Below are 25,690 nucleotides of genomic sequence, written 5' to 3' on the forward strand. Positions count from 1 at the left end.
AAAACATCCACACTCCAACAACAAGCGCCCCGAGCAAATAGCCCGAGGCGCTTTTTGGTAATGGTTAAAAAGGAGATGCCCGATCAAGTCGGGCATGACATTCACGGCTTTGTGAGAGTTACTTCTTTTTAGCGGATTTCTTCTTTTTGTCGCTCATCTTAACGCGGCGGGAACCGGAACGCAGACGTTCCCACGGAGCAAAGGACATAGTCCCGAACGTAAAGCCGAAGAACCACACGTTAAAGGCCACCCAAAGAAGCGCAGCACAGCCAATCCTTCTCCAGTCCACCACAACGCTCATATCGACCACAAGAGCCGAAATCGCCAAAAGCGAGGCTATCGGGACCGGGGCAAGCATCCTTTTACCGGCCTTTACAAGAGCCCCCGCCTGCGGAGCGCCTTCACCAAGCTCTTTCCCGGCAATCAAGGCAAACGCAACAACGCCCGAAAAAGCAATTGTGCTAAGCACGGCCCACATGAGCCAAGCCTTCCCTACCATCATCGGGAACCAGGCCAAGAACCCGGTCAGCAACAGCCACGAAAGCGCAAACGGGAACAAAGCGCAAGCAACGCTCCACTTAGCAAAAAGGACAAGCAAAAGAGCGATCCCAGCAAATGCGGCAAAGAAAACGATAAGCATATCTTCGTCGCCACCAAGTGCAAATAGCGCGCCCACAAAGGCAGCAAGCGCAAGCAGGCCACCAACGCCACCGCGAACCCCGCCAAAGACAAAATAAAGCACAATCATGGAAAGCCCAGCCACAAAAATGTACTGTGCAGAATTCCATGCCGAAACCACATTCGTAAATTTGGAAATCCACATGCCAAGGGCTTCAGAAGCACCAAGCGGGAGCGACCCCATTTGTTGCCAGCCCGTAGCCAAGAAAGCCACAGAAAAGCCCACCATCAAAAGCACAAAGATTAAACGAAAGCGGAGAGAAAGTTCCAAAAGTTTCTGAACTTTCCCCGGTTTTTCACGTAATTCCATTGATTACCTCGATATCAACAATTTTTGTTTTTTAGTCCAAGTTTGAGTTTTTGTTTTCGTCTTAGATTCCGTAGAATTGTACGGATCCGAAATTTTGGTCTTGCTACGTACCACATAGTGGTACAATCCATTGGCGAGCAAACGCCCGAAATTATCCGTACCGTTCCAGTGCGTTTCGCCAGACTTGGCATTCTTAATCACCTTGACAAGTCGGCCATGCTGGTTGTAAATAAAGATATTGACGTCCGGATCCGAATCAGAGGAGAGATTCTTGAAGTAGAACGTGGTTCCCTTTTTGCCCATCGGGTTTGGAACGTTGAACACGTCTGCTAGGCCGGCCTGTAAATTTTCCGTGATTTCAATATGCACCGTCTTTACAGAAACATTCCCAAGAACGTCCATGGCATGCACCATGAATGTATAAAAGCCCGGCGGATAAGATTCCGTTGTCAAAGACTTGCGGGCCACAGCACGCTTCGACGCTTGTTCCAAGAACGGTGTGGGATGATACGGATTTTCAAGTCCATACATTTCAAACGTAATGCCTTCATCGGCCTGTTCGCGATAGTCCAGAGCAGTTTCATCTTCAACTACGACCTGCAAGCATGCCGGCGTTTGGAGCTTGATGCGCTGATTATCGACAAATGAAGTTTTTTCACCCGAATTGCACAACTGGATTTGAATTGTCGGAGGCGTTTTATCATTCAAAGAATCCGCATAATTCGAGACACCCGTAATCTTGATATTCTTTTCGAAATGGCGGCCAATCGCAACTTCGTTCGGCGAATAAGCCCAAGCACGGAATTCGGCAAGAGTATCGCCAATATTCAATTTTTTCGGAGTCACAAATTCTGTTTCAAAACGGCCGCCCACAACAGGCACAATTTCCGAATAAATAAGCGGTCCATCGTACTTGACATCGGCATAATTCGAAGTCGTAATCATATCGAGGCGCTTGGTATAGCGGCCTTCTCTAAGAGTCAACGCAATATTGCCCGAAGACATTCCAGAGACCTTTCCAGACAGTTTTACTTTATCCAAAGCCTTGATGGAATCAACAGGAGAATCCAAAACAATCTTCAAATCAGCCAAGGGCATGCGGATTACAGGTTCGCCCATGTAAACGTAATGTTCAGAGTTGAACACATTGCTCGTATAAGTCGGAACCGCCTTATTGTGCAAGAATACGTTGTCTTTAGCCTGCATATAGGCCACACCAAGGTAATTGCCATTTTTCAACAAAGCACGGCTTACAAAATTTTTCGCAAAGATTTCGTTGGGGTTTGCATACGTTTCACGAGCAGCACCAATAGCGGCAATTGCACCGGCCTGAGGCAAAAGAACAAAAGCCTCAGTCATCGAACGCGTGTTGCCTTCATCAAAACGGCCCACCGTACAAGAGAAAGAGTTCAACACGGTATATCTTTTCTTGTTCGTAATTCTTGAGAGGTACGAAAGCTTCATCAAGCCTTCCGTAGCCCATGCGACCTTGGAGCCATGCCCATAGTAAGCCGTCAACAGCGCACCTTGGTTCAAAATGTTCAAGAAGTCATTGGCAGCTTCCTGCTTTTGACCGGCAGCATCGGCTTCGTAATCCAATAGATAAACCTTCTTGATGTTCATCCTAAAGCCAAGGGATTCTGCAGTCGTATCTACCAGGTTTGCCAAATTTTCTTGATAAATGGTATGGTCCATCGGGTCCGGAGAAACGCCATTGTAAGCATCGTCTGCAGCAAGCAACAAGGTCGATTTCCATTCACCATGATCGAACCTTTGGATTTCATCATAATCCCTTGCCTTTTCGTTATAGTATTCGAAATCCTGTACAGAAGAAACAGGAACGCGACCCACAGCCAAATCAACATCGTAGGCTTTACCGCTACGAACAACTTCGCCCGAATCCAGAACGCCAAAGAAGTCTTCGGTCACTGCAGATTCTTTTTCGAACGGCGGCATATAGTTTTTCCCGTGCTTGGTTCCGCGGTAGTCATAATGGCCAGACCCCGCAAGCAAGACAAATCGTAAATCCGGGCACACGCTTCGAGCGTAGGCGATATAGTTTCTAATTGCAATCGGAGACAACGCACCACCGGTATAATGTCTGTAAATGTTTTCGACAGGAACAACTGCCGTCACAAGTTTAGATGCAGATGCATCACTCGAACGGAACTCAGCCAAGGCTTCGGCCGGCGCCAAGAATTCTTCAGGAGTAATAATGAGGTACTCGGTCTTCGAAGAAATATTGGCAAGTTTCTGAACCGAGTTCTTAGACGGGGTCGGAATTCCCTTGACGCTGAAAGCCTGGCGACGGTCACTATCGCGGTAGAGCAAATAACGAACGTCCTCGTTATTTCCAATGCTATCGACGGCAATTCCATCCGAAATTTTCAAAAGGCCTACAGGTACAAAATCCTTAAATTTCAACAAGCGGAGGTCGGAATCCTTCCCAACCGGAATGCGAATAACACCCTTTGAAAAGCCCGGCAAAATCCATTCCGAAGAATCAACAGTAACCTTTGACGGATCCCACTGGTAAGCCACGGAATACCCATCAAAACGGTCATCCTGATAAGAATTATCATAGATGGTCAATTCATACTTGTTATCCTTGGCCTTCAACGCATTTGTCGGAACACCGAAATTACCACCAGGCAATATATCACCATCGCTCCAATAGATTTCTTCGCCCCTGACCTTTGAATAACTAGAACCGTTCACACTCAACTTAAAGGAGATGAACTTCATGCGGTTCTTGTAAGTGCTATCCGAAAACATCGTGCTATTCGTCTGCGAACGGAGCGGGAAGAACGAGACTGCAACAAAGCCTTTACCACCAGAGACAAAGCCCGGCAAATCGCTAGTAGTCGACTTGAATTCCAAATCTTCAGCGGACAAGACGAGAGTATCGCCACGATCATGCCATTTCCAGAAATATTCTTTACCGGTCGCTTTATCCCAGTCCTGTCCACGGCCAAAATAGGCATCGCGCAAAAGCTCATCTCTTTCGGCGCGAACATAACGGAACCAATCAACATCCTTTGCCGAAGACTTCGGTGCAGTAAGCGTTTCTAGGCGAAGCCCCTTCCCTGTCTGCTTGTAACCGAAAACAAAATGCTGGTAATAGGAGTACGGCGAGTACGAATGGAAATAACTCATGTTCGATGTGGGGATCTCAGGAACCTCCGTGGGTTCTGCATCAACGCGTTTCCAAAAAGCATTGCCGTAACCCACAAAATAGAGCGAGTCGCCTTCGTCGAAGTTTCCATTTGAATTGCGGTCACTCACTTTAATAGGCAGTTCAAAAATTCGATTGGGAGAGCGGAGTGCTGCGCCAGGGCCAATATCGGGGAGCGTATCCGGGGCAGCACCAAAAAGGCAAACCTTTTCGACCGGAACCGCATCAAGTTCGTCTTGGCGGCCGACCTTCAAAAGAGCCGTGCGGATAGCACTATAGCTAACAGCGAAAAGACCATCTTCACTGAACGTAGCCATGTTCTCATCGCCCACAACCAGTTCGGCAAGTTGGACAATATTATCAAAATCTGAAGTTGCTTCACGGCGCAAAGCACGATTCACAGAACCTGCGCCAAACTGTGCTGCCGCACGAGAGTTTTCGACCAGCATGAGCGCACGGGCACCCGGATTTCGACCACTAACCTTTGCAGAAGCAAAATCGACATTCAAGCGGAAATCCTTGCGAAGTGCAACAGAACCACCCTCCTTGACATAGAGCGGAACGAACACATCGACCATCCACAAGTTATCCTTGAAGAACGGGCTAGAGACATCGACAGAGGGAATCTTTACCGGAGTAGACTTGCAAGGCGTTGCGCCAAGCGAAACAAGCTTAGTGTTTGTCACGGAAACCGAAGGTTTTGCACTCGACGGAAGCGCCACACGGTAATGACGGACCGGAACGTTAGTGGAATCCACATAAAAAGCGTTTTCGGGAACAAAACGCATGCCCGAGCCGTCTTCACAGGATTTCTTCGACGAATCCAAGACCTCATCGTCCAAGACAAAACGATTCTTGGAATCTTCCACGACAGAAGAAGCCAAGCTAGATACAGTTGCGCAAGCAACTAGAAGAATCTGAAATTTTTTGATGATAGAATTCACGAATTTTAAAATAGAAAACTATCACCATTTAAATGTAGTACTAAGGTCTTGTAATGACCATTTCGAGAAATCCATTCCCTGTTGTGCGCATTTCGACAATTTCACCGCCCGAAGCCTTGGCCTTAAAGACGGTAATATAGTCGGGACGAACACCTTTGGAAAGAATCATCTCGATTTCCTTGGCAGAAATCATGTATTTCTGGTTCCACTTGTCCATGTACCAATGCCAAGGTTGCCAGTTGAAAATACCACGAGTCGATTGGACAAATGCACGGAGCATCAACGAATATTCATACTTCAAAAAGCCCAGATAATCGTTGACTTCGGCATGTTTTTCGACAATTGTCTTTGTGGCAAAATCAGGATCGTAGCGGAGCGGTGTATTATCGGGGTTATCATAGCTGAATCGGATTAACTTGTCCGATGCCGAAATTTTCAAGTTCGAGCGGTCAAGATGTTCAAACTGAGTTTCAGAAATTTGTTTGTAATCCCTAAATACGACATCGGGCGTAAGGACCTTGTTGAGTTTCAGCTGCACCGGCTTGGCATCAAGGGAACTCAGTTCGTAAAAAACAAGTATTTCACCTTGTCCCTTCGGCAAAAGCACCGAGAGCAATGGCTTTTCGCGTTCAGTGATAAGCCAAACCATCTTGGGCTTGTTCGGGGAATTCAAAACCGGGTCGAGAACCTTCATCAAAGAAGGGTCACGAACACCATTCACATCCCATTCCATCCACGTTCCAGTGCCACCAACGGAATCAAGGACATCAAAGAGTCGACCGCCAGCAAAACCATCCTTAGCTTCGACCGCGCCATAAATTTTATTCGTAACGGCGGACTTTGAAGCAGGAGCGGCCCACGAACTCACGGTCAAAAGCGTCGAGAACGCACAAACGGCCACGAGGCTACGTACAAATTTCATATTCATCACCCGTTAAAATCCAATCGGTTCAAAGAGCGATTCATCGAGACGAGAATACTGCAAGTGGTATTTCTTATCGAGCCAGTAAAGAGCAAGCTTTGCGCCAGTCCAGTTTTTCTTGGCGGCAGTCGCTTCAATACCCTTCGTGATGAGCGGCAACGTTTCGATAAGGTCGAGTTTCCACTTGGTATCATCCCAAGTAAACAGCATTATCGGCACCTTCGGGCTAGAGGCAAGGCCAACACTTCCGCGGTCGTTCTTGACTTCGAACGGGCCCATGTTCACGCGATCCACCAAATCCAAGAATCCGCTATTGTAAAGGAGCAAATAGAGCATGCGGTAATCGGTAACTTCCCAAAGATGTTCACGCTCAAAAAGGCGGTAAAGCACGATGGCATAAGCCTCATAGAACTGGCATGTATCCATGGCGGCGGCATCGTAGGTCTTGGCATGACTTTCGAGTTCATTAAGCCAATCTTCCGAAGGATCCGTCAAGAAATCGAGCAAGATATCGTGCGGGGCGCGGTTTTTGACCGAGGACTTGAACAGTTCATACATCTCTTCGAGCATGACGAGCTTTTGGGATTCCTGAGCTTTGACCTTTGCATCACGGACAGCTGCCGTTTCGGTTGATTCCTGAGGCGTGCCGCCAGAAGAACCGGCGCAACCCGCCATAAAAGCAAAAGCACTTACCAAAAGAGCAAGAACTATTTTATTTTTCAGCACATGCATCGCGATACCTACCTGAAAATGAACTTGGATGAACTTTTACGAGCCTGCTCCTTGAAAGGATTTCAAGGCAGTGGCCCCGGCGGTCAGCACAGAAACAAGACCAATACCGGCATTCATCTCACGTTACAACAATATAATTTAGAAATAAAGTCTTCCGAAAGCAGGAGCGCGAAAGAGAACAAAATTCACGCCCTACACCGCATGCAAATGGCGCTCGCATTAAATGTCCGCGAAGAACCTCCGGCAGTCGAAATGAAGTTTCCGGGCAGCAACGGGCATATCCAGCCAAGCAATCCGCAGTTTCCGCTGTTTGTCGCCCATGTCTTTGACATCATGGCGACAAAGAATGGCGATACAAAGGCCGCAGCCGCGGCGTTCGGGCTTAGCCCGAGTGCTCTCGTGAAAATTCTCAGGCAAGACAAAGCTTGCGCTGCCAAATTGCAAGGCAACCGCGTCGAAAACGGGAAGAGTAAATTGCATTTGTAAAGAAATGGCGGACAGGACAAGGAAAGAACCTCCTGTTTAGGAAATTTTACACAATTTCTTTAGTACAAGCACCTGAAAAACGCGTGTTAAAGAAGTAGGACCACCCAAATATCAGGAGGTTATATGAGTCCTACATTCAAAAAACACGTCTGCCGTTATGCGGCTACAACTCTCACCGCTCTTGCCTTGTGGAACTGCTCCAGCGATTCATCGCAAGTAGACGAATCTATACAACTCGGTACACCGGCCAACATTGCGCTCAGCTTGGACTACTCCGAAACGCCGTTACTCGACAGCCTTGTGCTCGACTGCTACGGTCCGGATACGCTTCATTTTGTCCATTCCGTCGAAAAGAAATCGTTCAGTCTTGACCTTTTCCCAAGCGACGAATGGGTGTTCAAAGCAAAGCTTTACGCAAACGGCACGTTGATGCAAGAAGGCGAAGTCACCACCGCACTCGAAGCTGGAAGTGCCGTGAATCTGAAGATTCCCATGCATGCCATTGTCGGGTTCGTCTACGTCAAAATTCCAATCGGCTTTGGCAACCCTGCCGGCATCAAGAAAGGCGAAATGAAACTCACGAGCAAAGACGAATCGTACACCTTCCCCATGTCGTTCGATTCCGACAACGTCACGTTCACTAGTGACGGCCTTAAGCTCAACCGCGAGTACCACATCACCCTTACGATGCAAGACGAGAACGGAAAGAACATTTTTAGTTTGGAAGACGATTTTACACTCAACGAGAACACGCCCATTCCGAACTTTCAAATTGAATCGCTCCGCAGCAAAATCGCCCTAGCCATTGAACTTGCGAATGACGTGAATTTGCAGGTGACATTCAAGCTCCCTGCAACAAAACGTGCACCGGCAGCAAATGACTTGATCGTAAACGAATTTTTCATAATCGCAAACGCGAACGATTCTTCTCAGTTCAACTTCGTAGAATTCTACAACGGCAGCACGGACACTCTCGTTTTGGACAAATGCTCATTCGGAAAATCAAGCCAAAGCGACGCTTCGGAAATCGGAGCAATCGCACTCCCGCCAAACGAAGTGCTCGTCATCGGAGACCGCGAAAAAGCGGACGTTTCGGGCATGTACGTGTACAACGAGAAGATGCCCGAATTCGGCAAGACATACGGTTCACTAGTGCTGCAATGCGATGGAGCCGTACTCGACTCGCTCTATTATGGTAAGGCAGATTCGCTCCACGTTACGCCACTCCCCTTAGGTTCTTCTTCGGCAACTATCCGCAAGAGTACCCAACTAAACATCGAGCTTTGGAACAAACGCAATGAACCCGATTCTTGGTGCACGGGCGTACCGACACCGGGAAGCATCACAGCCTGCGGGAATTAAAAAAAAAGCGGCCGTCCTTTCGGGGCGGTCGTCTTTTAGAGATCCTTCGACTTCGTGCTACGCACTTCGCTCAGGATGACGAGTGCGAAGCGGCAGGCATGACAATGCTTATGCGTGAATCTGAGAGCTGGCGCGTTCGATGTCGAACAAGCGGCGCAAGTTTTCGGCCTTGGCAGGTTCGCGTTCTTCGGGGAGTGTAAGCGGAGCCATGGCAATTGCCACCAGGATAGAACCCGGATAGTTGTTCACACGCTTGATGAAGTCGCTTACAGAAACACCTTCGGTGTAGAAGTCTACGACGAACGTGTCCCAATCGTCTTCTTCGAGCTGCTGCAAAGCTTCTTCTTCGGTCTTGACGGTCTTGATATAAGCACCGACGAGCAAGTCCGAAAGGACTTCGAGGCATGCTTCACGGCGGACATCGTCTTCTTCCCAGATAAGGATGCGACGATCGCTATAGTCACGAACTTGCGGAACAAAGTTTTCTTCGGCGTTCAATGCATCAAGCATCGCACCGTTGGCTTCGTCCATTTCTTCATCATCGAAATTATCTAATTCTTTAGCCATGTTGTAAATATAGTAAAAAGTTGGGTATTACGTTTTAGGGGTTCTCGTCGAACCAGCGCTGGAGTATGATAGCGGCAGCGGTGCGGTCGATAATAGCCTTGTTCTTCTGCTTTTTCTTTTTGCTCATGTACGAGGTGAACTCCTGCGCCTGCACGCTGGAGTACGATTCATCCTGCGTATGGATTTTCATTCCCGGGAATCGCAGTGCCAAATCCTTGATAAAAGCCTCCACCACCACGTTCTTTCCGTCCTTGCGGCCATCCGGGTGGTAGGGCATCCCGACTACAAATTCATCGATTTTGTTGATTTTCACCAATTGATCCAACCGTTCGAACAGGTTGGTCGTTTTTTGGTCTATCGTCTCGCGCGAAAACGCCATTTTGAGCTCGGAATCGCCAAAAGCGACCCCAACGCGATGCTCTCCGTAATCCAAAGCCAAGTAATTCACGCCTCTAAATATAGAATACGAGCGCTAAATATTGCAATTTTCCACTCATTTTTCTATCTTTGCGCCGAAAATTAAAGCCAAACGGTAAAATATGGATCAATCAAAAATCAGAAACGTTGCCATCATCGCCCACGTTGACCACGGTAAAACTACCCTGGTGAACCAGCTCCTCAAACAGTGCGGTACCTTCCATGAAGGTGAAGAAATCGTGGACCGCGTGATGGACTCCGACAACCTCGAACGCGAACGCGGCATTACCATCCTCTCCAAGAACACGAGCGTGATGTACAAGGGATACCGCGTGAACATCGTCGATACCCCGGGGCATGCTGACTTCGGTGGCCAGGTGGAACGCGTTTTGGGTACAGTCGATGGCGTTCTTCTGGTCGTTGACGCATTCGAAGGCCCCATGGCCCAGACCCGCTTCGTGACGAAGAAGGCTTTGGAACTCGGACTTACCCCGATTATCGTCGTGAACAAGATCGACCGCGACGGCTGCAACCCGCTCCTCGCTTTGGACAAGGTCTTTGACTTGTTCTGCGAACTCGATGCTACCGAAGAACAGCTCGATTTCGACAGAGTTTTTGGCAGTGGCCGTAAGGGCATTTGCCGCGCCGAACTTGAAGACCCGGATGGCGACTTCAGCATCTTGATGGACAAGATTATCGAACGTATTCCGGCTCCGAAGGGCGATCCGAATGCAGAACCGCTCCTCCAGATTGCCTCCCTCGAATACTCCAGCTTCTTGGGTCGTTTGGCTGTGGGTCGCGTGCAGCAGGGCGTGTTCAAGCCGAACCAGACCTACGCTCAGGCATTCCCCGACGGAACCGTCAAGAACGTCCGTCCGCAAAAGCTCCTCCGCTACGAAGGCCTTACCCCGAAGCCGATAGAAGAAGCTGGTCCGGGCGAAATCATCCTCATCGCAGGTCTTGACTACTTCGATATCGGTGATACGCTTTCTTCTACGAACAATCCAGTTCACTTGCCGCGTATTCACATTGACCCGCCGACAATTTCTATGCTCTTCACCGTGAACACTTCGCCGCTCGCCGGCAAATACGGTGGAAAGTTCATGACGGGTAACCAGCTCCAGGAACGTTTGGAACGTGCCCACATGGCTGACCCCGCCCTCCTCGTCGAAAAGGCCGAAGGTGCATCTACGTTCAAGGTTTCTGGCCGTGGCATTTTGCACCTCACGATTCTCGTCGAAAACATGCGCCGTGAACTTTATGAATTCACCATCGGTTCTCCGCAGGTCATTTTCCAGAAAGACGAAAGCGGCAAGCTTTTGGAACCGGTCGAAGACTTCAAGGTCGAAGTTCCGAACGAATTCAGCGGCGCCTGCATCCAGGAAATCCAGCAGCGCAAGGGCGAAATGGTCAACATGACCACCGACGAAAACGACCGCGTACAGCTCGAATTCATCGTTCCGTCACGTGGCCTTATCGGCATCCGTCCGAAGCTTCTCTCGCTCTCGAAGGGTTATGCCGTGACGCAGTCCTTCTTCAAGGAATACCAGCCGTACAAGGGAGAAATTCCGTCTCGTATCAACGGTGTACTCATCGCCAAGGAACCGGGCGAAGCTGCAAGCTACGCTCTCTCTAACTTGGAAGATCGTGGCTACCTCATCATCGGTCCGGGTGCCGAAGTTTATCCGGGCATGATCGTGGGTGAACACAACCGCGACGTCGATATCACCGTGAACGTCACGAAGGGCAAGCACCTCACCAACATGCGTTCGAAGTCCGCAGACGACATGATCCAGCTCACGCCGTACCGCCGCATGACTTTGGAAGAATGCGTCACCTTCATCAATGAAGACGAATGCATCGAAGTCACTCCGGAAGTGCTCCGCATCCGCAAGACCGAGCTCGACCCGATCAAGCGTAAGCAGATGTCCAAGAAGCCAGCTGAAGACGACGATTAATTCGCGCTTCGCGCAGTTTGCAAAAATCCCGACCATCACGGCCGGGATTTTTTTTACAACTTAAAAGTCTTTAGCCAATCGCCCCTCGCCACTTTGCAATAGCTCGGTGAGGTAATCCTTCGCAATTTGGCAAGATTCCGGGAGCGTATGGCCAATCGCGAGATTCGCCAAAATAGCCGAAGACAAGTGGCAACCAGTGCCATGTTTACCCTTTCCCGGCAAACGCAGGCTAGAGAACTTGTACTGTTTGCCGTCCCTATCCCAAAGGATATCGACAGCATCCTTCCCCCGAGAGTGACCTCCCTTCAAAAGCAAGGCAAAATCCTTCCCGAGTTCAAACGTTCCACGAGAAGCCGCAAGCCCGAGCCCCAAAAAGCCAAATTCATCTTGATTCGGAGTTACCAAGTCAATCTGCTTCATCACGGGCATAAACTTGTCTTGTTCTGCGGCGCGCAAAAAATGAAACCCCGCAGAAGCACTTGCAATTGGATCCCAAATAATGTAGGCGTCCGGAGATTTTGCACGCACAAATTCCACAATACGCTTAAGGACTTTCGCTTTTTCGACAAGTCCGATTTTCACGAACTTGAACTTGCGCTTGGCAAACAAGGTTTCTAGTTGCGCTTCGATGCGTTCCCAAATCACCCAGCCAGGAGCCACAAATTCATCTTCATTCTGTTGCGTGAGCGCTGTACATACGGCTTCGCAATAAACTCCAAAGTGCGCCATAGCCTTGACATCGGCTAAAATACCAGCACCTGCAGAGCCATCGAAGCCAGCGATTGTCAATGCAAATTTCATTTTTTCAGACATTTTATACCACCGAATAAATTCCAATCATCACTACAGACACGCCGCAGATAAGCCCCACCGCCGGGAGAATCGGGCGGCGCATGGACTTTGCCCCAAGGAAATACACCATGCAGCCCTTGGTAAGCGTATTGGCAAGGCTCGCAAAAAGAAGTGCCAAGATCAAGTTGTGGTGTTCAAGAGTCGCCTTTCGGCACATGTCGATGAGCGAAAACGCCACCGCATCCATCTCAGCAGCACCGCCCAAGAAGCTACAAATCATCAACGCACCCGAGCCAAAATAAGCGTGAGCCGCATTGGCGATGAACATGACCACCGTAAAGACCAAGCCAAACTTGATTGCCGGTAGCAACTTGAACGGGTTATTAAAATCGGTTGTCTTCTGGCGATGATCCTTAGATTCACGGAGTTTCAGGTACGCCGCATACCCAAGTCCCGGCACCACAGGCACAAGGAGAGGCGCAAGTAACGGGAGCGCAAGAGAGGGCATCAGGAATATGCAAATGAGGTATAGTCTCGCATACATCACCGACCAGCTGAGCACAATGCCGAGCGTAAAATCGGCCGCATACTGTTCGTTGTCGCAGCTGCGCCCCGCCAGGTTCAGCGTAAGCGCGGTACTGCTCGCAAGTCCACCCAAGAGGCCCGTAAGCCAAATACCCTTGCCCGGCCCAACAACCTTAATGAGCACATAGCCCACAAAGCCAATGCCCGAAATGAACACCACAAAAAGCCAAATCGTATGCGGGTTCAGCACCTCTAGCCCTGCGGGGCCATAAGCATGGTTCGGCAAGAATGGCAAAATCAACAGAGAAATCACCGCAAACTTGACCGTTGCCATGATATCTTCTGTCGAAAGCTTCTTTGCGAATTCATGGAGCTGCCGCTTTACCGCCAATAGCCACAAGAGCGCAATCATGAGGATACAAGCTTCTAAAAGGCGATTGAACCAGCAAAGTGCCCCCAGGAAATAAATCATGATGAGAGCCGCACTCGTCGTAACGCCAGCGGGCCCGCCATTTTCACGATTCGAAAGGCCGTACGCCACATGACTTGCCACAAGCAAAAGTCCGACTACAATAAGTCCCGTCACAAAAGGAACTATAGAACCCATCAATTCGCCCAAATAACAAGACAAGGCGCCACAAAGGCTCACAATCGAAAACGAGCAAAGCCCAGCAGGGTGCCGTGAATTATTGCGGGAATACGAATTTTCACGCTGCAAACCGATAATGAAGCCGATTCCCAGCGCGGCCGCAAGCTTATAAAAGATATTGAATTCTATCATAATCCAAAATCTAATCAAAAAATTGGTTATGAGTTATTAGTTTTTAGAACTGTCATTCTCGACTGTGCACCGCGAAGGAGGGAATCCATACACATTACAGAATAGATTGCTTCGCTCCGCTCGCAATGACGATGGCTTGTCATGCCGGACTCCGTTCTCTTTGACCACTTAGAACTTTGACGCTTTGCGTCAGCATCTTCGGCTCAATCATGACAGTCTGCAAGCAGCCTGTTGCGACACTCGCCTTGAATGCAACTAGTTCTTACGTGGTCATGATCCACGTATGGGGACGGCATCGCCTTCTCGTATAAAAAAGTCGACCCCGTAACAAGTACGGGGTGACATGCTAGTAACTAGTAACTCACCTACGCGATTCGCTGTTGCTTGGAGGCGAGTTTCATGGCGTACATGTTGGCATCGGCCATGCGATAAACGTCCATTGCAGTCACTGCGTCACCACGGCGGCGTACAGAGTAACCGTAAGCAACATTCAGCGTAACCGCGATCGGCAACTTGGCATCTTTTTCCAGAAGGACCATCGTCTTTAAGGCGGTATTCAGGTCAGAAAGGTGTTCAGCTCGAACAATAGCCACAAATTCGTCACCGCCCATGCGGATTGTCGTTCCGATGCCATTAAACGCATTCTTGAACACATCGGCAAAGGCGCACAAGAGCTTATCGCCTGCAGAATGTCCAAACGTGTCATTCACATACTTAAGCCCATTGACATCGATACTAACAATAGCGTAATCGTTGTCGTCGCGATTCAGGACTTCAAAAATGTGTTCGCACTTAGCACGGTTATAAATGCCGGTCAAAGCATCCCTGTAAGCAATCTGGCGGAGGACTTCTTTTTCGGTCTTGTCCATCAGTTCTTCGTACATGTAGACGAGATAGCCCACCATCAAAAGGATAATAAACAACAGCGTTCCAAACGGCAAGCAGGTTGAATCCAAGAACGACTTTTCCATTCCAAACAGGTTCTGGATGTTGTAACGGAAAATATCCGCAATTCCAAACAAGACAAAGACAACCGTTCCCGAAGTGAGGATTTTTTCTTGCAAACCGGCACCACGATCATAAAAGACCTTGAAAAACACCATGAACAGGAACGATACGAGAATGTAAATGTGGTAAACAACCAAATACTTCGGGTAGTGCGCAATATTCGTGAAATGCAAAATAGTCGTCACGACAAAGAACACCGCGCCCAAAGTAACAATTCCCTTAAGCACATTCAGTTTCCAATTTGCAATCTTACCCGAGCGCATATTGATGATCAGAAGTCCAAACGGGATTGCCGAAAGATAAAGCGAGACGTACTCTAGCGTTGTATCCAGAGCGTAGTTCATGGAGAAAATTTGGATACCCTTTGCATAGTTCAGAGTCCAAAGCCCCATCAAGAACGCAAACACACCAATCAAAATAAGGCGGTAATAAGCCCTGTCAAACCCGACAGCGCAAGCCCCCGTCACAAAGGCTATCATCCCGAAAAACATGAGGAAAATGCCAATGACAATGGATTCGGAATTTTTCGCAAAATAGTCCGTCATGCTGCCCGAACGTAAAAGTTCAATGGAGGCTACAGATTTTGCGGCTGCACTTTCTGTAACTATAGTTACCACGCGAATTTTATGGCGTTCAAGGTGCGCAGGCATGTTCACATTATGGATACCGCTACCCACCAAATTGCCTTTTTCAAAGCGATCAAAGCCATATCGATAATAACAGACACTGTCTACATAAACAGCCACGGCCACATGGTAAGCATGGAATCGAAGTGTCGTCGCCAATGGGATTGAATCGCCACTCATGTCTCGTTCATAGATAATCGTATCGCCCGGTTGAATATTCGAGGGGACGCGAAAATCGGAGACATGTTCCAAAGCCGGGAGATGGACATCAGAAAATGAAATAGACCATCCATCGTTAAGCTTAATGACATTGTCGCACAGGCCATGACGGCACGCACCATCAAAGCTGACTACAAAGAATAAAACGACCAGAGCGGCAAAAGCCGCCACTAGCAGTTTTAAAAGTCTCTTTCCATTCCTCAACAACATCTCAGTTATATAATAAGTAATTCTAGGGGCTATGGAACCTTATTTTTTTCGTACCCAAATTTCAAAGGCCGTCGGAAAGTCGTTTTTTTCGTCTGCCGGGAACGATTCTTCGCTCTCTTTCTGGAACTTATCGTTCCATTCCGGGAAGTAAACATCACCTTCCACGTGCGACAGGACTCTAGTCAAATAGAGTTTTTCGACCAGAGGCATCGCCTCGCGATAAACAGCAGCACCGCCAATGATAAAACATTCCGTCTCGCCTGCAGCGCGGGCAGCCTCGATAGCTTCACCGAGCGAAGAACAGACAATGCAGCCCGGAGCCTGAAAGTCCTTGTTGCGGGTGAGCACGTAGTTCGTGCGGTTCGGGAGCGGACGTCCGATATCATCGTAATTCTTGCGACCAAGAATAATGGCATGCCCCGTGGTAATCGCCTTGAAGCGCTTGAGGTCGGCAGACAGGTGCCACGGCAAGTGTCCATCGCGCCCGATGACATTGTTTTCTGAAACAGCTACAATTGCGGAAATCAACATAAGGCCAACTACCTGTGATGATACGGGTGATTTTGCATGACCATCTGGACGCGGTAGAGTTGCTCTGCCGTAATCATCCGAGCGTGATCGTGGGTAAATGTCAATGGAGAAAGGCTCAAAAGCAAGTCCGCGGACTTTTTCAAGTTTTCATCGATACCGTACGCCGAGCCAATCAAGAACACGATATTTCCAGGGAAACGGGCCGAAAGCGTATCGGCAAGCTTTACAGTGTCAAAGAGTTTGCCTTCTTCGGAAAGAATCACGCGGCGGAACTCGTTGCGCGGGAACTTTTTCTCAAACAGCGCGGCCTCTTGAGCGAGCGCCTGGGCATGGTCGTCCAGCTTGGATTCCTTGAGCTCCACCACTTCAAGCGGCTTTGCAGAACCGCGCAAACGCTTCACGTACTTTTCAACCTCTTCCGCAATTAACGGAGAGCCAGCCTTGCCAAACACCGCCAACACCCATTTCATTTAACGCCCCACCGATAGTCGATCAATCAAAAACGAGGGCATCCCCTGCTTTTTCATGCGGTTTTGCGTTTCACGGATATCGTAATCCACGCGGATGAGTCGCACGCACTTGGTCTCGGTGTCGAGCATGCACCAGCAGGCACGCGGGTCGCGGTCGCGGGGTTGCCCCACACTACCGACGTTCACCAACAGGCGTTCGGTATTGGCTATCACGTATTCGTACTCGTCGAGAATTTTTGGAATTGCCAAAGGACGGCTAGCAATAATGACAGGGCTGTGCGTATGACCCACAAAACAGTAACGTTCCGAGAAATGGTCAAAGGCGTTCAACGCATCTTCGAGGTCGGTCACATAGACCCAATCTGCCGGAGATAGCGGAGACGCATGCACAAAGCAAATATCATTTTCTTCGTGAATGTACGGAAGCGAACGGATATACGAAATGGATTCCTTGGACAGATGCTTTTGTGTCCATTCAATTGCCTGTTTTGCATAAGGGTTGAACCCCTCGCTCGATTCGTTCTTGACCGCCACGCTGTCGTGGTTCCCGATCAGGCAAAAATCCATGTTTTCACGAACTAAGTCGACACATTCATCCGTATCGACACCATAACCAACAATATCCCCAAGGCAAACCTTCCGTTCCACGCCATTATCGCGCATCGACTCCAAAACGGCCTTAAACGCGGTGGCATTGGAATGGATATCAGAACAAATACCGTAAAGCATACTTGCAATTTAGAAAAACAATTTAATATAAGTGGCGAAATTAGGCAAATTTACTACATTTGCGGTGTATGGTAGTCATTCAAGACAAGATGAAGGTGAGCATAGCCTACACCCTCAGAGAAGGCAAAAGGATTCTTGAAGAAGTCCCCGCCTCCCACCCGTTCGTGTACATCCACGGATACAATAACATCATTCCTGGACTCGAAGACGCACTGGCGGGACGCCGTCTGGGTGAAAAGTTCACCGTGAACATTCCTGCAAATTTGGGTTATGGTGAATACCGCCAGGACCTCATTCTTACAGTTCCCAAGGAAGAACTCAGCGAAGTCGGAGAACTCTGGATTGGCATGGAGCTCGAAATGTTCCAAGACAATGATATCCGTGAGTTCCAATTGCCGGATACCGCCGAAGAATTCGTGAACGACCTCAACTTGGACGATGACGACGAACAATGCGATGGCATTTACACCATCAAGGAAATTCTCGAAGACACTGTAATTGTAGATGGGAACCACCCGTTTGCAGGCAAGAATTTGACATTCAACGTCGAAGTTGTAGACATCGTAGAAGCAAGCTTTACCGAACAGGAATCCGGATTCCCGGACGAAGATGATTACGACGGCTACGATAACTACGACAGTTACGACAATCGCATGGGCGACGACAATTTTGATTCAAACGAAAGGAGATGGCGCTAATGGCATCGATGGACGAACTCAAGAAGGCTGCAGGCGTTCGCGCCGCAGACATGATCAAGGACGGAATGATTGTCGGTCTCGGCACTGGCAGCACGGCAGCTCACATGGTGAACCGCCTTGCCGAACGCATCAAGACTGAAGGCATCCATGTGACGGGCGTTTCGACCAGCTGGAGCACGACACTCCAATGCCGTAGCCTTGGCATCCCGCTCAAGGAAATGGGCGAAGTCAGCCATCTCGACATGGTTATCGACGGCGCCGACGAAATCGACCCGAACCGTAACCTCATCAAGGGCCGCGGTGCAGCACACCTTCTCGAAAAGATTGTTGCCTCCATGACGGACAACTATGTGATCATCGCAGATAGCGGCAAGGCCGTGCAGCAGCTCGGCACCAAGTTTGCCGTCCCTCTCGAAATCATCCCGGGCGCCATCGCCGTCGTAACCGAACGCGTGAAAAAGCTCGGTGGCGAAGTCAAGGTTCGCATGGGCGCTCCAGGCAAGGACGGTCCGGTGATTAGCGATTCTGGCAACCTCATCGCCGATGCGAAGTTCGCTCCCATTGCAGACCCGGACAAGCTAGCCCGCGACCTCGAACACATCGTGGGTATCGTTGGACACGGCTTGTTCATCGGTATGGCAACGAAGGTCATCCTCGCTGACGAAGCTAAGGGACTCATCGAATTCTAAAAATCGCGTCAATGCAATAAGACTGCGCCGCCGGTTGAAAAAGCATCAACTGTAACAAGAACCGCGCCGCAATTTGGTGTCGCACAAAACAAAGCCCCATCAAACGATGGGGTTTGTTTTTTATTATTTTGTCTTTATAAAAAATCCCCAATCCGAATGGACTGGGGATTTTTTTGCAAATAGCAATTCTCGTGAGAATTAAGCTTCTTCGGAGAGTTCCGGAGCCTTCTTGATCACGTTGCGGCGGCCATAGCGGACCTTGGACGGATCAAAAACGGTTTCAGCAGCAGCTTCAGCCGGAGCTTCAGCAACCGGTGCGACCGGGGCTGCTTCGACAGCCGGAGCAGCCGGAGTTTCAACCGGAATACGCGGAGCGAGCGGACGACGAGCTTCGGCGACCGGGGCTTCAGCAGCCGGTGCAACCGGAGCGACCGGAGCAGCAGCCTGTTCAGCAGAAGCAGCAGGAGCTTCAGCGTTAGCTTCACGATGCGGGCGTTCCGGACGGCGTTCGCGGCGCGGGCCACGTTCCGGACGCTGATGTTGTTCGTTGCGATCGCGTGTTGCAGGAGCCTGAGCAGCCTGCTGGTTGCGATTATCCTTATTATTGTTGTTAGCCGGACGTTCCTTGTTCTGACGATTTTCCTTGTTATTGCGTTCACCGCGCTGAGCCATTTCCTGTGCGCTGATCGGGCGACGAGCGGACGGCTTCAAGTTCATGTCCGGGGTGAGCTTCTTGAAAATCGGGGTACGAAGCATGGTAAGGAGTTTGTTCACCTTAGTCAGGATAACAATGCACAAAATCACTGCAACAAGTGAAAGTGCGAGAGCGATGTATTCCATTCGGGCACCTCATAAAGTAAGGGTTGAACCACACGAGCAGGCTGGAAAATAACCTGCAGGCGGGGTGACTGGAATGTGTGGGTTAATTAAAGACCATCTTACTAGCGCCTCCTTGGAGACTTGACGGTCGCGGGGCTTCACGTGGGAAGCAAATATGGTTTTCGCCGTGGCGACAAACCGGGGCCAGTCACGAGCGCAAATTTAACAAATTTTTCTTGCAGAAAATCGGTTTATTGTAAGAAAATGAGAGAAAATTGTATGTTTTTTTGAGCACATGCGCCCAAAGGTTCTCTTATTTCATGTCCAAGGACTTGAGGGAATGTTCCATCGCCTGGTTATGGGCGTTCAATGAATCCAAAGTAGCCTTGAGAACTTGGACTTGACGTGCCAGACGGGAGTTTTCTTCCGTAAGTGTTGCAATTTTAAACTCAGCCTCCTGGTTGGAGCAGCCCGAGAAACCAAACATTGAAATGCAAACTAAAGACGACAAAATAAGGGATTTCTTGAACATATCGCAAAATTAGATTATTTTTTGAAGGAATTATGACAGTCGGACAAAAATGGTTGAAATTTAAACAGGATGGCTATTGCGGTTCTCTTACGATCCGCAGCCGTTCCGAGCAATCATTCGAGAGCGATCCGGGCTATAACGACAAGCATATTCACGAAGCCATCCTTGAGATGGATCCGGAATACACTTACGTGAAAGTCATCCACGAGGGTTACAAAGGTTCGATGGACATACCGACAATTGAACTTGGGAACGATGCGGCACAAAACCAAGACACGCTCGACAACGCCATACTCGAAGGACTCGCCCACTTGCGCATTTTCCGCGAAGCCAATACCGGCGCCATTGTGCAATTCGGCTACAAGCTAGAAGACATTTAATTAACATTTCCTAATGAAAACAGCGTGACAAAAAAACAATTGTAACGCATATAATTTCGTCGAGAGAATAAAAGCGTCGGCCACAACCTTTAAAGGCGAGTGCCGCGACCATACTTGTATGGTCATGGTCGAGCCGTAAGGTTGGCGCTTGCGCCAGGATGGGTTTTAGATTTTTCCGAGCTGGGGCCCCGCCCGCATGACGTACTTTTTTAAAGTTATTCTTCAGACTTTTTTAAAGTCATTCAATAAATTCTATTTTTGCGGGTATGAACAATCCTGAACTTCTTTTGCCTGTCGGTACGCGCGACATGCTGGAATCCGCCATCAACAACGGGGCGGATGCGGTTTACTATGGTGTGCCCCATTGGAACGCACGCGGTCGAACCGAAGATTTTTCATTTGAAGATGTCGAAGAAATGATCCGCTACGCAAGGCTTCGCGGCGTAAAGACATACCTTGCGATGAACATCCTCATCTTCGAGCGCGAAATTCAGGAGTTGCCGGAATTTTTGGAACGCTTGATTGCGTTAAAGCCGGACGCGTTCATTATCCAGGACATCGGGCTTGCAAGGCTCATCAAGGCGATTAGCCCAGAACAGGAAATCCACGCGAGCACGCAAATGACGCTCGCGAGTTCCGAAGCCGTGAACTTGGTCAAGGACATCGGATTTTCAAGAGCGGTCTTGGCTCGCGAACTTTCGGCAAAACAAATTGCGCAAATCAAGAGCCTCACCGACTTGGAACTGGAAGTTTTCATCCACGGGGCATTATGCGTCTCGTACTCGGGCCAGTGCCTTACCAGCGAAAACTTTGGCGGGCGCTCGGCAAACCGCGGGCAGTGCGCCCAAAGCTGCCGCCTTCCCTACCGCATTTTTGTGGACGGCAAGGAATGGAAAGACCCGAAGGCCCGTTACTTGTTCAGCACGCGAGACCTGTGTGCGCTCCCGAAGCTTGAAGAACTTAGGGAAATCGGCGTGGAATCGCTCAAGGTCGAAGGGCGTTTGAAAAGCCCGGAATATGTAGCCGCCGTTTCGCACGCCTACCACAAGGCGCTGGAAAAAAATCGCCTAACTGCGCAGGACTTGGAACCGCTTGAAGTATTGTTCTCCCGCGGCCTCAACACAGGTTGGCTCGATGGCGTGAACCATCAGGAACTCGTCGACGGATCGTTCTCGAACCATCATGGTGAATTTATCGGAACCGTCGTTCAAGTGGACCGCAACGGCGTGATTGTAGAACTTGAAGACAAGCCTGTTCCTTGCACTTTATTGCCGGGCGACGGGATTTTATTTGAGGAATATAGGGCAGAGCCCGAGCCGCGCCAAACGGGAAGCCGACTATACAAGGCTACATGGAGTGCAGCATCGGCGCATAATTCGAGATGCGCCGGGAGCGCAAGGGAAAACGTACGCGGGAACGTCGGGAAGTCGCAAGTTCGTCTGGAATTCGGTCGCGAATTCAACTTGCGCAAAGTCTCGTACGGCATGAAGGCCTACCGCAACGACTCCCCCGCCCTCGAAAAAGAACTCCACAAGACTTTTACGGATAAGAGTTTCGCCAAACACATTCCTGTGTGCATGACGCTCGAAGGGAAAATTGGCGAACCGCTCAAGCTCACTATTTCAACCAATGAGACGCACGCGGTCACCGTTGAAGGCGCCGTTCTCGAAGCATCTCGCAATGAAGTCTCTCCCGACGCAATCCAAGCCATTGCCAAGAAAGAACTTTCCGGACTTTCAGCAACCGCTTACGTTCTCGACAAGATCGAAATTAAATTGCCAGCAAACGCATTCCTTCCCGGCAAAGTTTTGCGCACGCTCCGTCAAGAAGCTGTACAAGCATTTGACGAAAAACGCTTGCAGTGGAAAGAACTTGCACCTTCTGCGGACAATGGTCGCGCATTCCTACACAGCGTCGCAAGCAGTACAAGCACGGTCGCGGGCACTCCCGGCAGCACCACGAGCACGCCCAAGAACCGCCGCACAATTACCGTTCTCGTTCGCCGACCCGAACAAATCGACGCTTTGCAAGGTCTCGACATCGACAAAGTCGTCATGGATTTTGACTGGGGCGTCAAATACGACGAACCGCTCGAACGCATCCACAAAATCGGTTTTGAAGCAGGCATCGCCACGCTCCGCATCCACAAACCCGGCGAGAACCATTACATCAAACAAATTCTCACGCTCATGCCGGAATTTGCATTGGTGCGTAACCTCGGTTCGCTTGCGCTCCTCAAGGATTCCGGAATCCCGATGGTCGGCGACTACAGCCTGAACGCCACCAACAGCGCAAGCTACGATTGGCTCTTGGCTCAAGGCCTTGAAAAATTGCACCCGTCGTGGGATCTCAACAGCACTCAGCTCTTTGACTTGCTCAAGAACATAGACGGAAGCAAGCTCGAACTTGCGCTGCACCAATACATGCCAGCGTTCCACTCGGAATACTGCGCCTTCGCGCGCGCCCTCACGACTGGCCGTCGCTTCCCCGAATGCAAAAAGATTTGCACACAGCATAAAGTTGAAATCTTGGACCACAAGGGCGAACGCCACTTCTTGCAATCCGATGCCGAATGCCGCAACACGCTTTTTGTTGGCAAGCCGCAATCTGCCCTCAAACTTTTGCCAAGACTCATCGCACAGAACGTGAGCAGCTACCGTTTGGAACTCTTGGATGAAGAGTCCGAATCTGTCCGCCGCAAAATTGACATTTATACGCAAGCCATCCGAGGCAAGCTCGATATCGATACTGCCATTTCAAAAGCTGGCGTCGAAGAAAAGTACGGACTCTCCGAAGGCCAGCTGTTCAACCAAAGCGTCTGGCAAGACCGCAAAAAAGGGTAATATTTTATGTTAAAATTGAAGCCCGGTGTACTGAAAACCGTATGGATTATTTTCGCCGTATGGACTACAATTTTTATTTCAATAATAACTTATACGGCAATTGTTGTTTTTAACAGCCCTTTCAAAAATGCTCATGATGCGTTTGCCTTTTTTACGTTTTTTCTATTAATAGCATATATCTTATCTGCAAAAGGTATACTCATGCGCACCGCAAAGTCAATCGAGAAAATTGACGATGATTTGTATAGAGTACATACATTAGTAAACCACTATGACATTCATCGAAAAGATGTAACCATCGACAAATTCGGACGAATTAAAATAGATGTGTACAGCGGCAAAATTTATCCGCAGCGCGACAATTACATTGATACAACATCCAACAAAAATTTTTGGAATGAATTGTTAGGGACAACAAAGTAGAAACGTTACTTCTTGTCGCGGATGCGGGCGTAGAGGGCTTCGGCTTTTTCGGTGTCGCCGGCGTTCGAGAAGATGTGACCGACATTTTCGGCACCGATGCGGCCCTGAGAATTGCCAGCACGCCAAGCTTTCATGTAACATTCAAATGCTTCGTCGTAACGCTTTTGCGTAAAGTAAATCTGCCCTAAATCAAGATTCAAGTCTGCAATCCCTTTCTTGTGGCGGAGGCCTTCTTCGAGCGTGAAAATCGCCATCCACGGGGATTCATTCTTGACGTACATCTGTGCGAGATAACGGCGAGCGGAAACGTTTTCGGGATCCATCATGATGCCGTTTTCCATTTCATTGAGTGCGAGCCGCGTAGAATCCATGCTGCGGTAGTAATACGAAAGCGTGTAATGCACATCGGCGCCAGCAGTCGCTGTCATCTGGAGCGCATTCTTGAGTGTTTTCACCGCATATTCGTAATCGCCAAGTTTTTCATAGACTTCGGCAAGGCCGTACCAAGCATCCATGCGGTCCGGGTTTAGCGCCAGTGCACGTTCAAAATGCTTTTGCGCAAGCGTCCAGTCGCTACCCTTCATATAACATTCAGCAAGTGCAAAATGGATGTGGTCCGTTTCCGTCCCAAGTTCAATGGCTCGATTGTAGGCGACAATCGCATCGCTGGGAGATTCGGCGAGGTAGTACAAATCGCCGAGAAGCATCCAAGCCTTCACGAAATCCGGGAGCAGTTCGACAGTGCGTTTGTACGCGACCATCGCCACTTCTTTTTTGCCGAGCTGCACAAGAGCATTGCCCAAGTTGAACCAAGCAAACGGCTCGTAACGGCCATCGTCAATCGCCGCACGGTAATACTTCACCGATTCCTTGTAACGCCCCTGGTCGTAAAGTTCATTCGCCTTGAAGAAAAAATCGTCCGCAGCAAAAACATTCAACGGCAAAAACAGCAAGAAGCAAAGCACAGAAAGAAAGATGTGTTTCTTAATAAAAAACATTCCTTTCTGAGATAAACATTTCATCACAGCATTCGCGTCGGCCAAGGTATTTTCTTCGCAGTAGCGTGCAAAACGAGTGTTGCGACGGGCTGCTTGCAGACCGGCATAACCGAGTGAAGCCGCTGACGCCAGAGGCGTCAACTCCGAGCTGGGGCCCCGCCCGCATGCGGTGCGGGTAGCATTACTCAAAGAATTCCCAAATTTGTAATTAAAATTACTTAACAAAACGGAACTCCTTTGTAGCTTTTTGAGCTACTGGGAAGCCACGTAACTGCGCCGGGGAGAACTTCCACTGGCGAATAGCTTTGAGCGCTTCGACATCAAAGCCATAACCTGCCGGATCCTGCGTAAGCACCTGAGCCTGAGCCACGTCACCGTTTACATCAATCACAATAAATACTTTCACGTACCCCGAGACGCCCATTTTCTTTGCGCGTTCCGGGAACTTCGGCTGGATTTCACGCAACACTTGCGCCTGTTCATCCACTTCACCAGCCTCATAAATTACGTTTTCCATCGAGCCAGCATCTACGGCAACGCCATCGCCAGCAGCACCGCGAGCAAGTGACAAATCCATCTGGAAATTCTGGCTGCGAGAAACGCCCATGTGCGCCGAAACCTTGAACGGATTCGGATTCGTTACCGTACGGATAACCTTCTGCTTGACTTCTTGCTTCTTTTCGCTCACCAAAACTTCAACTTCGGTTACCGTTTCCAAAGGCTTTTCCGTCTTGACTCCCTTGTCAAAGAACAGCACGTTGATTACCGGAATAGCAAGGAAGAACACCGCGCCCACGACAAACGAGAGCACGAACGCCACCGGGAATCGGAAATATTTCGCACAAAAGTCAAGCATGAGAGCGAGA

At 49.4% G+C, this 25,690-nt stretch carries 24 protein-coding genes and 1 pseudogene; 8 read left to right on the top strand and 17 right to left on the bottom strand.

Features of this window, described 5'->3' with window-relative positions; translation table 11 throughout:
• Positions 1–118: 118 nt before the first annotated feature.
• Genes BUA34_RS07275 through BUA34_RS07290 form a run of 4 tightly spaced genes read right to left on the bottom strand, consistent with a single transcriptional unit; the run spans position 119 to position 6,761 of the window.
• Positions 119–988 (bottom strand): hypothetical protein, encoded by an 870-nt coding sequence (locus tag BUA34_RS07275; protein WP_072828075.1) that lies wholly within the window; start codon positions 986–988, stop codon positions 119–121.
• A gap of 3 nt (positions 989–991) precedes the next feature.
• Complete coding sequence (locus tag BUA34_RS07280) at positions 992–5,107, bottom strand: C25 family cysteine peptidase (protein ID WP_072828076.1); 4,116 nt, start codon at positions 5,105–5,107, stop codon at positions 992–994.
• Positions 5,108–5,147: 40 nt separating this feature from the next.
• Positions 5,148–6,029 (bottom strand): hypothetical protein, encoded by an 882-nt coding sequence (locus BUA34_RS07285; protein WP_139255897.1) that lies wholly within the window; start codon positions 6,027–6,029, stop codon positions 5,148–5,150.
• Positions 6,030–6,041: 12 nt separating this feature from the next.
• Positions 6,042–6,761 carry a hypothetical protein gene (locus BUA34_RS07290; RefSeq protein ID WP_072828078.1) on the bottom strand — a complete coding sequence of 240 codons (720 nt, stop codon included), beginning with the start codon at positions 6,759–6,761 and terminating at the stop codon, positions 6,042–6,044.
• Between BUA34_RS07290 and BUA34_RS07295 the strand changes: the two genes are divergently transcribed.
• Together BUA34_RS07295 and BUA34_RS07300 are read left to right on the top strand one after the other, a co-directional pair.
• Positions 6,756–7,247, top strand: a complete 492-nt coding sequence (locus BUA34_RS07295) for a peptide chain release factor family protein (protein WP_072828079.1) — start codon at positions 6,756–6,758, stop codon at positions 7,245–7,247. The genes BUA34_RS07290 and BUA34_RS07295 overlap by 6 nt on opposite strands.
• A gap of 123 nt (positions 7,248–7,370) precedes the next feature.
• Positions 7,371–8,609 (top strand): hypothetical protein, encoded by a 1,239-nt coding sequence (locus BUA34_RS07300; protein WP_072828080.1) that lies wholly within the window; start codon positions 7,371–7,373, stop codon positions 8,607–8,609.
• Between the two features lie 108 nt (positions 8,610–8,717).
• Here BUA34_RS07300 and BUA34_RS07305 read toward each other — a convergent pair whose 3' ends face one another.
• On the bottom strand, positions 8,718–9,176 hold the full coding sequence (locus tag BUA34_RS07305) for a hypothetical protein (RefSeq protein ID WP_072828081.1): 459 nt from the start codon (positions 9,174–9,176) through the stop codon (positions 8,718–8,720).
• Positions 9,177–9,210: 34 nt separating this feature from the next.
• Positions 9,211–9,624: a Holliday junction resolvase RuvX gene (ruvX, locus tag BUA34_RS07310; protein WP_072828082.1), complete on the bottom strand. Its 414-nt coding sequence runs from the start codon at positions 9,622–9,624 to the stop codon at positions 9,211–9,213.
• Between the two features lie 91 nt (positions 9,625–9,715).
• On the opposite strand from ruvX, the gene typA reads away from it, so the two are divergent.
• A complete protein-coding gene (typA, locus tag BUA34_RS07315; protein WP_072828083.1) occupies positions 9,716–11,551 on the top strand; it encodes a translational GTPase TypA in 1,836 nt (611 codons plus the stop codon).
• A gap of 60 nt (positions 11,552–11,611) precedes the next feature.
• On the opposite strand, the gene BUA34_RS07320 is transcribed toward typA, so the two are convergent.
• The 7 genes and pseudogenes from BUA34_RS07320 to BUA34_RS07345 all read right to left on the bottom strand — a co-directional run bounded on the left by BUA34_RS07320 (position 11,612) and on the right by BUA34_RS07345 (position 17,442).
• Positions 11,612–12,364: a hydroxymethylpyrimidine/phosphomethylpyrimidine kinase gene (locus tag BUA34_RS07320; protein WP_072828084.1), complete on the bottom strand. Its 753-nt coding sequence runs from the start codon at positions 12,362–12,364 to the stop codon at positions 11,612–11,614.
• 1 nt (position 12,365) lies between these two features.
• On the bottom strand, positions 12,366–13,118 hold the full coding sequence (locus BUA34_RS16255) for an MgtC/SapB family protein (protein ID WP_371555703.1): 753 nt from the start codon (positions 13,116–13,118) through the stop codon (positions 12,366–12,368).
• 126 nt (positions 13,119–13,244) lie between these two features.
• A pseudogene (locus BUA34_RS16260) lies at positions 13,245–13,649 on the bottom strand (MgtC/SapB family protein); the annotation flags it as partial.
• Positions 13,650–14,014: 365 nt separating this feature from the next.
• On the bottom strand, positions 14,015–15,712 hold the full coding sequence (locus BUA34_RS07330) for a GGDEF domain-containing protein (protein WP_072828086.1): 1,698 nt from the start codon (positions 15,710–15,712) through the stop codon (positions 14,015–14,017).
• A 39-nt stretch (positions 15,713–15,751) separates the two neighbouring features.
• Positions 15,752–16,243, bottom strand: a complete 492-nt coding sequence (locus BUA34_RS07335) for a dihydrofolate reductase (protein WP_072828087.1) — start codon at positions 16,241–16,243, stop codon at positions 15,752–15,754.
• A gap of 8 nt (positions 16,244–16,251) precedes the next feature.
• Positions 16,252–16,713 carry a 23S rRNA (pseudouridine(1915)-N(3))-methyltransferase RlmH gene (locus tag BUA34_RS07340; protein WP_072828088.1) on the bottom strand — a complete coding sequence of 154 codons (462 nt, stop codon included), beginning with the start codon at positions 16,711–16,713 and terminating at the stop codon, positions 16,252–16,254.
• On the bottom strand, positions 16,714–17,442 hold the full coding sequence (locus BUA34_RS07345; RefSeq protein ID WP_072828089.1) for a metallophosphoesterase family protein: 729 nt from the start codon (positions 17,440–17,442) through the stop codon (positions 16,714–16,716).
• 68 nt (positions 17,443–17,510) lie between these two features.
• Between BUA34_RS07345 and BUA34_RS07350 the strand changes: the two genes are divergently transcribed.
• The gene (locus BUA34_RS07350; protein WP_072828090.1) at positions 17,511–18,140 is read left to right on the top strand and encodes an FKBP-type peptidyl-prolyl cis-trans isomerase; all 630 of its coding nucleotides are present in this window, start codon (positions 17,511–17,513) and stop codon (positions 18,138–18,140) included.
• On the top strand, positions 18,140–18,829 hold the full coding sequence (gene rpiA / locus BUA34_RS07355) for a ribose-5-phosphate isomerase RpiA (protein ID WP_254794375.1): 690 nt from the start codon (positions 18,140–18,142) through the stop codon (positions 18,827–18,829). The genes BUA34_RS07350 and rpiA overlap by 1 nt, the downstream gene beginning before the upstream one ends.
• A 198-nt stretch (positions 18,830–19,027) precedes the next feature.
• On the opposite strand, the gene BUA34_RS07360 is transcribed toward rpiA, so the two are convergent.
• Both BUA34_RS07360 and BUA34_RS07365 read right to left on the bottom strand, forming a co-directional pair.
• Complete coding sequence (locus BUA34_RS07360) at positions 19,028–19,669, bottom strand: hypothetical protein (protein ID WP_072828092.1); 642 nt, start codon at positions 19,667–19,669, stop codon at positions 19,028–19,030.
• 292 nt (positions 19,670–19,961) lie between these two features.
• Positions 19,962–20,180, bottom strand: a complete 219-nt coding sequence (locus tag BUA34_RS07365) for a hypothetical protein (RefSeq protein ID WP_072828093.1) — start codon at positions 20,178–20,180, stop codon at positions 19,962–19,964.
• Positions 20,181–20,212: 32 nt separating this feature from the next.
• On the opposite strand from BUA34_RS07365, the gene BUA34_RS07370 reads away from it, so the two are divergent.
• From BUA34_RS07370 to BUA34_RS07380, 3 genes are all read left to right on the top strand, one after another.
• Positions 20,213–20,560, top strand: a complete 348-nt coding sequence (locus BUA34_RS07370) for a hypothetical protein (protein ID WP_072828094.1) — start codon at positions 20,213–20,215, stop codon at positions 20,558–20,560.
• Between the two features lie 266 nt (positions 20,561–20,826).
• The gene (locus BUA34_RS07375) at positions 20,827–23,403 is read left to right on the top strand and encodes a peptidase U32 family protein (protein ID WP_072828095.1); all 2,577 of its coding nucleotides are present in this window, start codon (positions 20,827–20,829) and stop codon (positions 23,401–23,403) included.
• A gap of 6 nt (positions 23,404–23,409) precedes the next feature.
• Positions 23,410–23,826 (top strand): hypothetical protein, encoded by a 417-nt coding sequence (locus BUA34_RS07380; protein ID WP_072828096.1) that lies wholly within the window; start codon positions 23,410–23,412, stop codon positions 23,824–23,826.
• A 5-nt stretch (positions 23,827–23,831) separates the two neighbouring features.
• On the opposite strand, the gene BUA34_RS07385 is transcribed toward BUA34_RS07380, so the two are convergent.
• Together BUA34_RS07385 and BUA34_RS07390 are read right to left on the bottom strand one after the other, a co-directional pair.
• Positions 23,832–24,824 carry a tetratricopeptide repeat protein gene (locus BUA34_RS07385; RefSeq protein WP_254794376.1) on the bottom strand — a complete coding sequence of 331 codons (993 nt, stop codon included), beginning with the start codon at positions 24,822–24,824 and terminating at the stop codon, positions 23,832–23,834.
• A 214-nt stretch (positions 24,825–25,038) separates the two neighbouring features.
• Positions 25,039–25,680 (bottom strand): energy transducer TonB, encoded by a 642-nt coding sequence (locus BUA34_RS07390; RefSeq protein WP_072828097.1) that lies wholly within the window; start codon positions 25,678–25,680, stop codon positions 25,039–25,041.
• Positions 25,681–25,690: the final 10 nt, after the last annotated feature.

Origin of the sequence: Fibrobacter sp. UWB12, from assembly GCF_900142485.1 — a bacterium.
In the GTDB taxonomy this organism is placed as follows: domain Bacteria; phylum Fibrobacterota; class Fibrobacteria; order Fibrobacterales; family Fibrobacteraceae; genus Fibrobacter.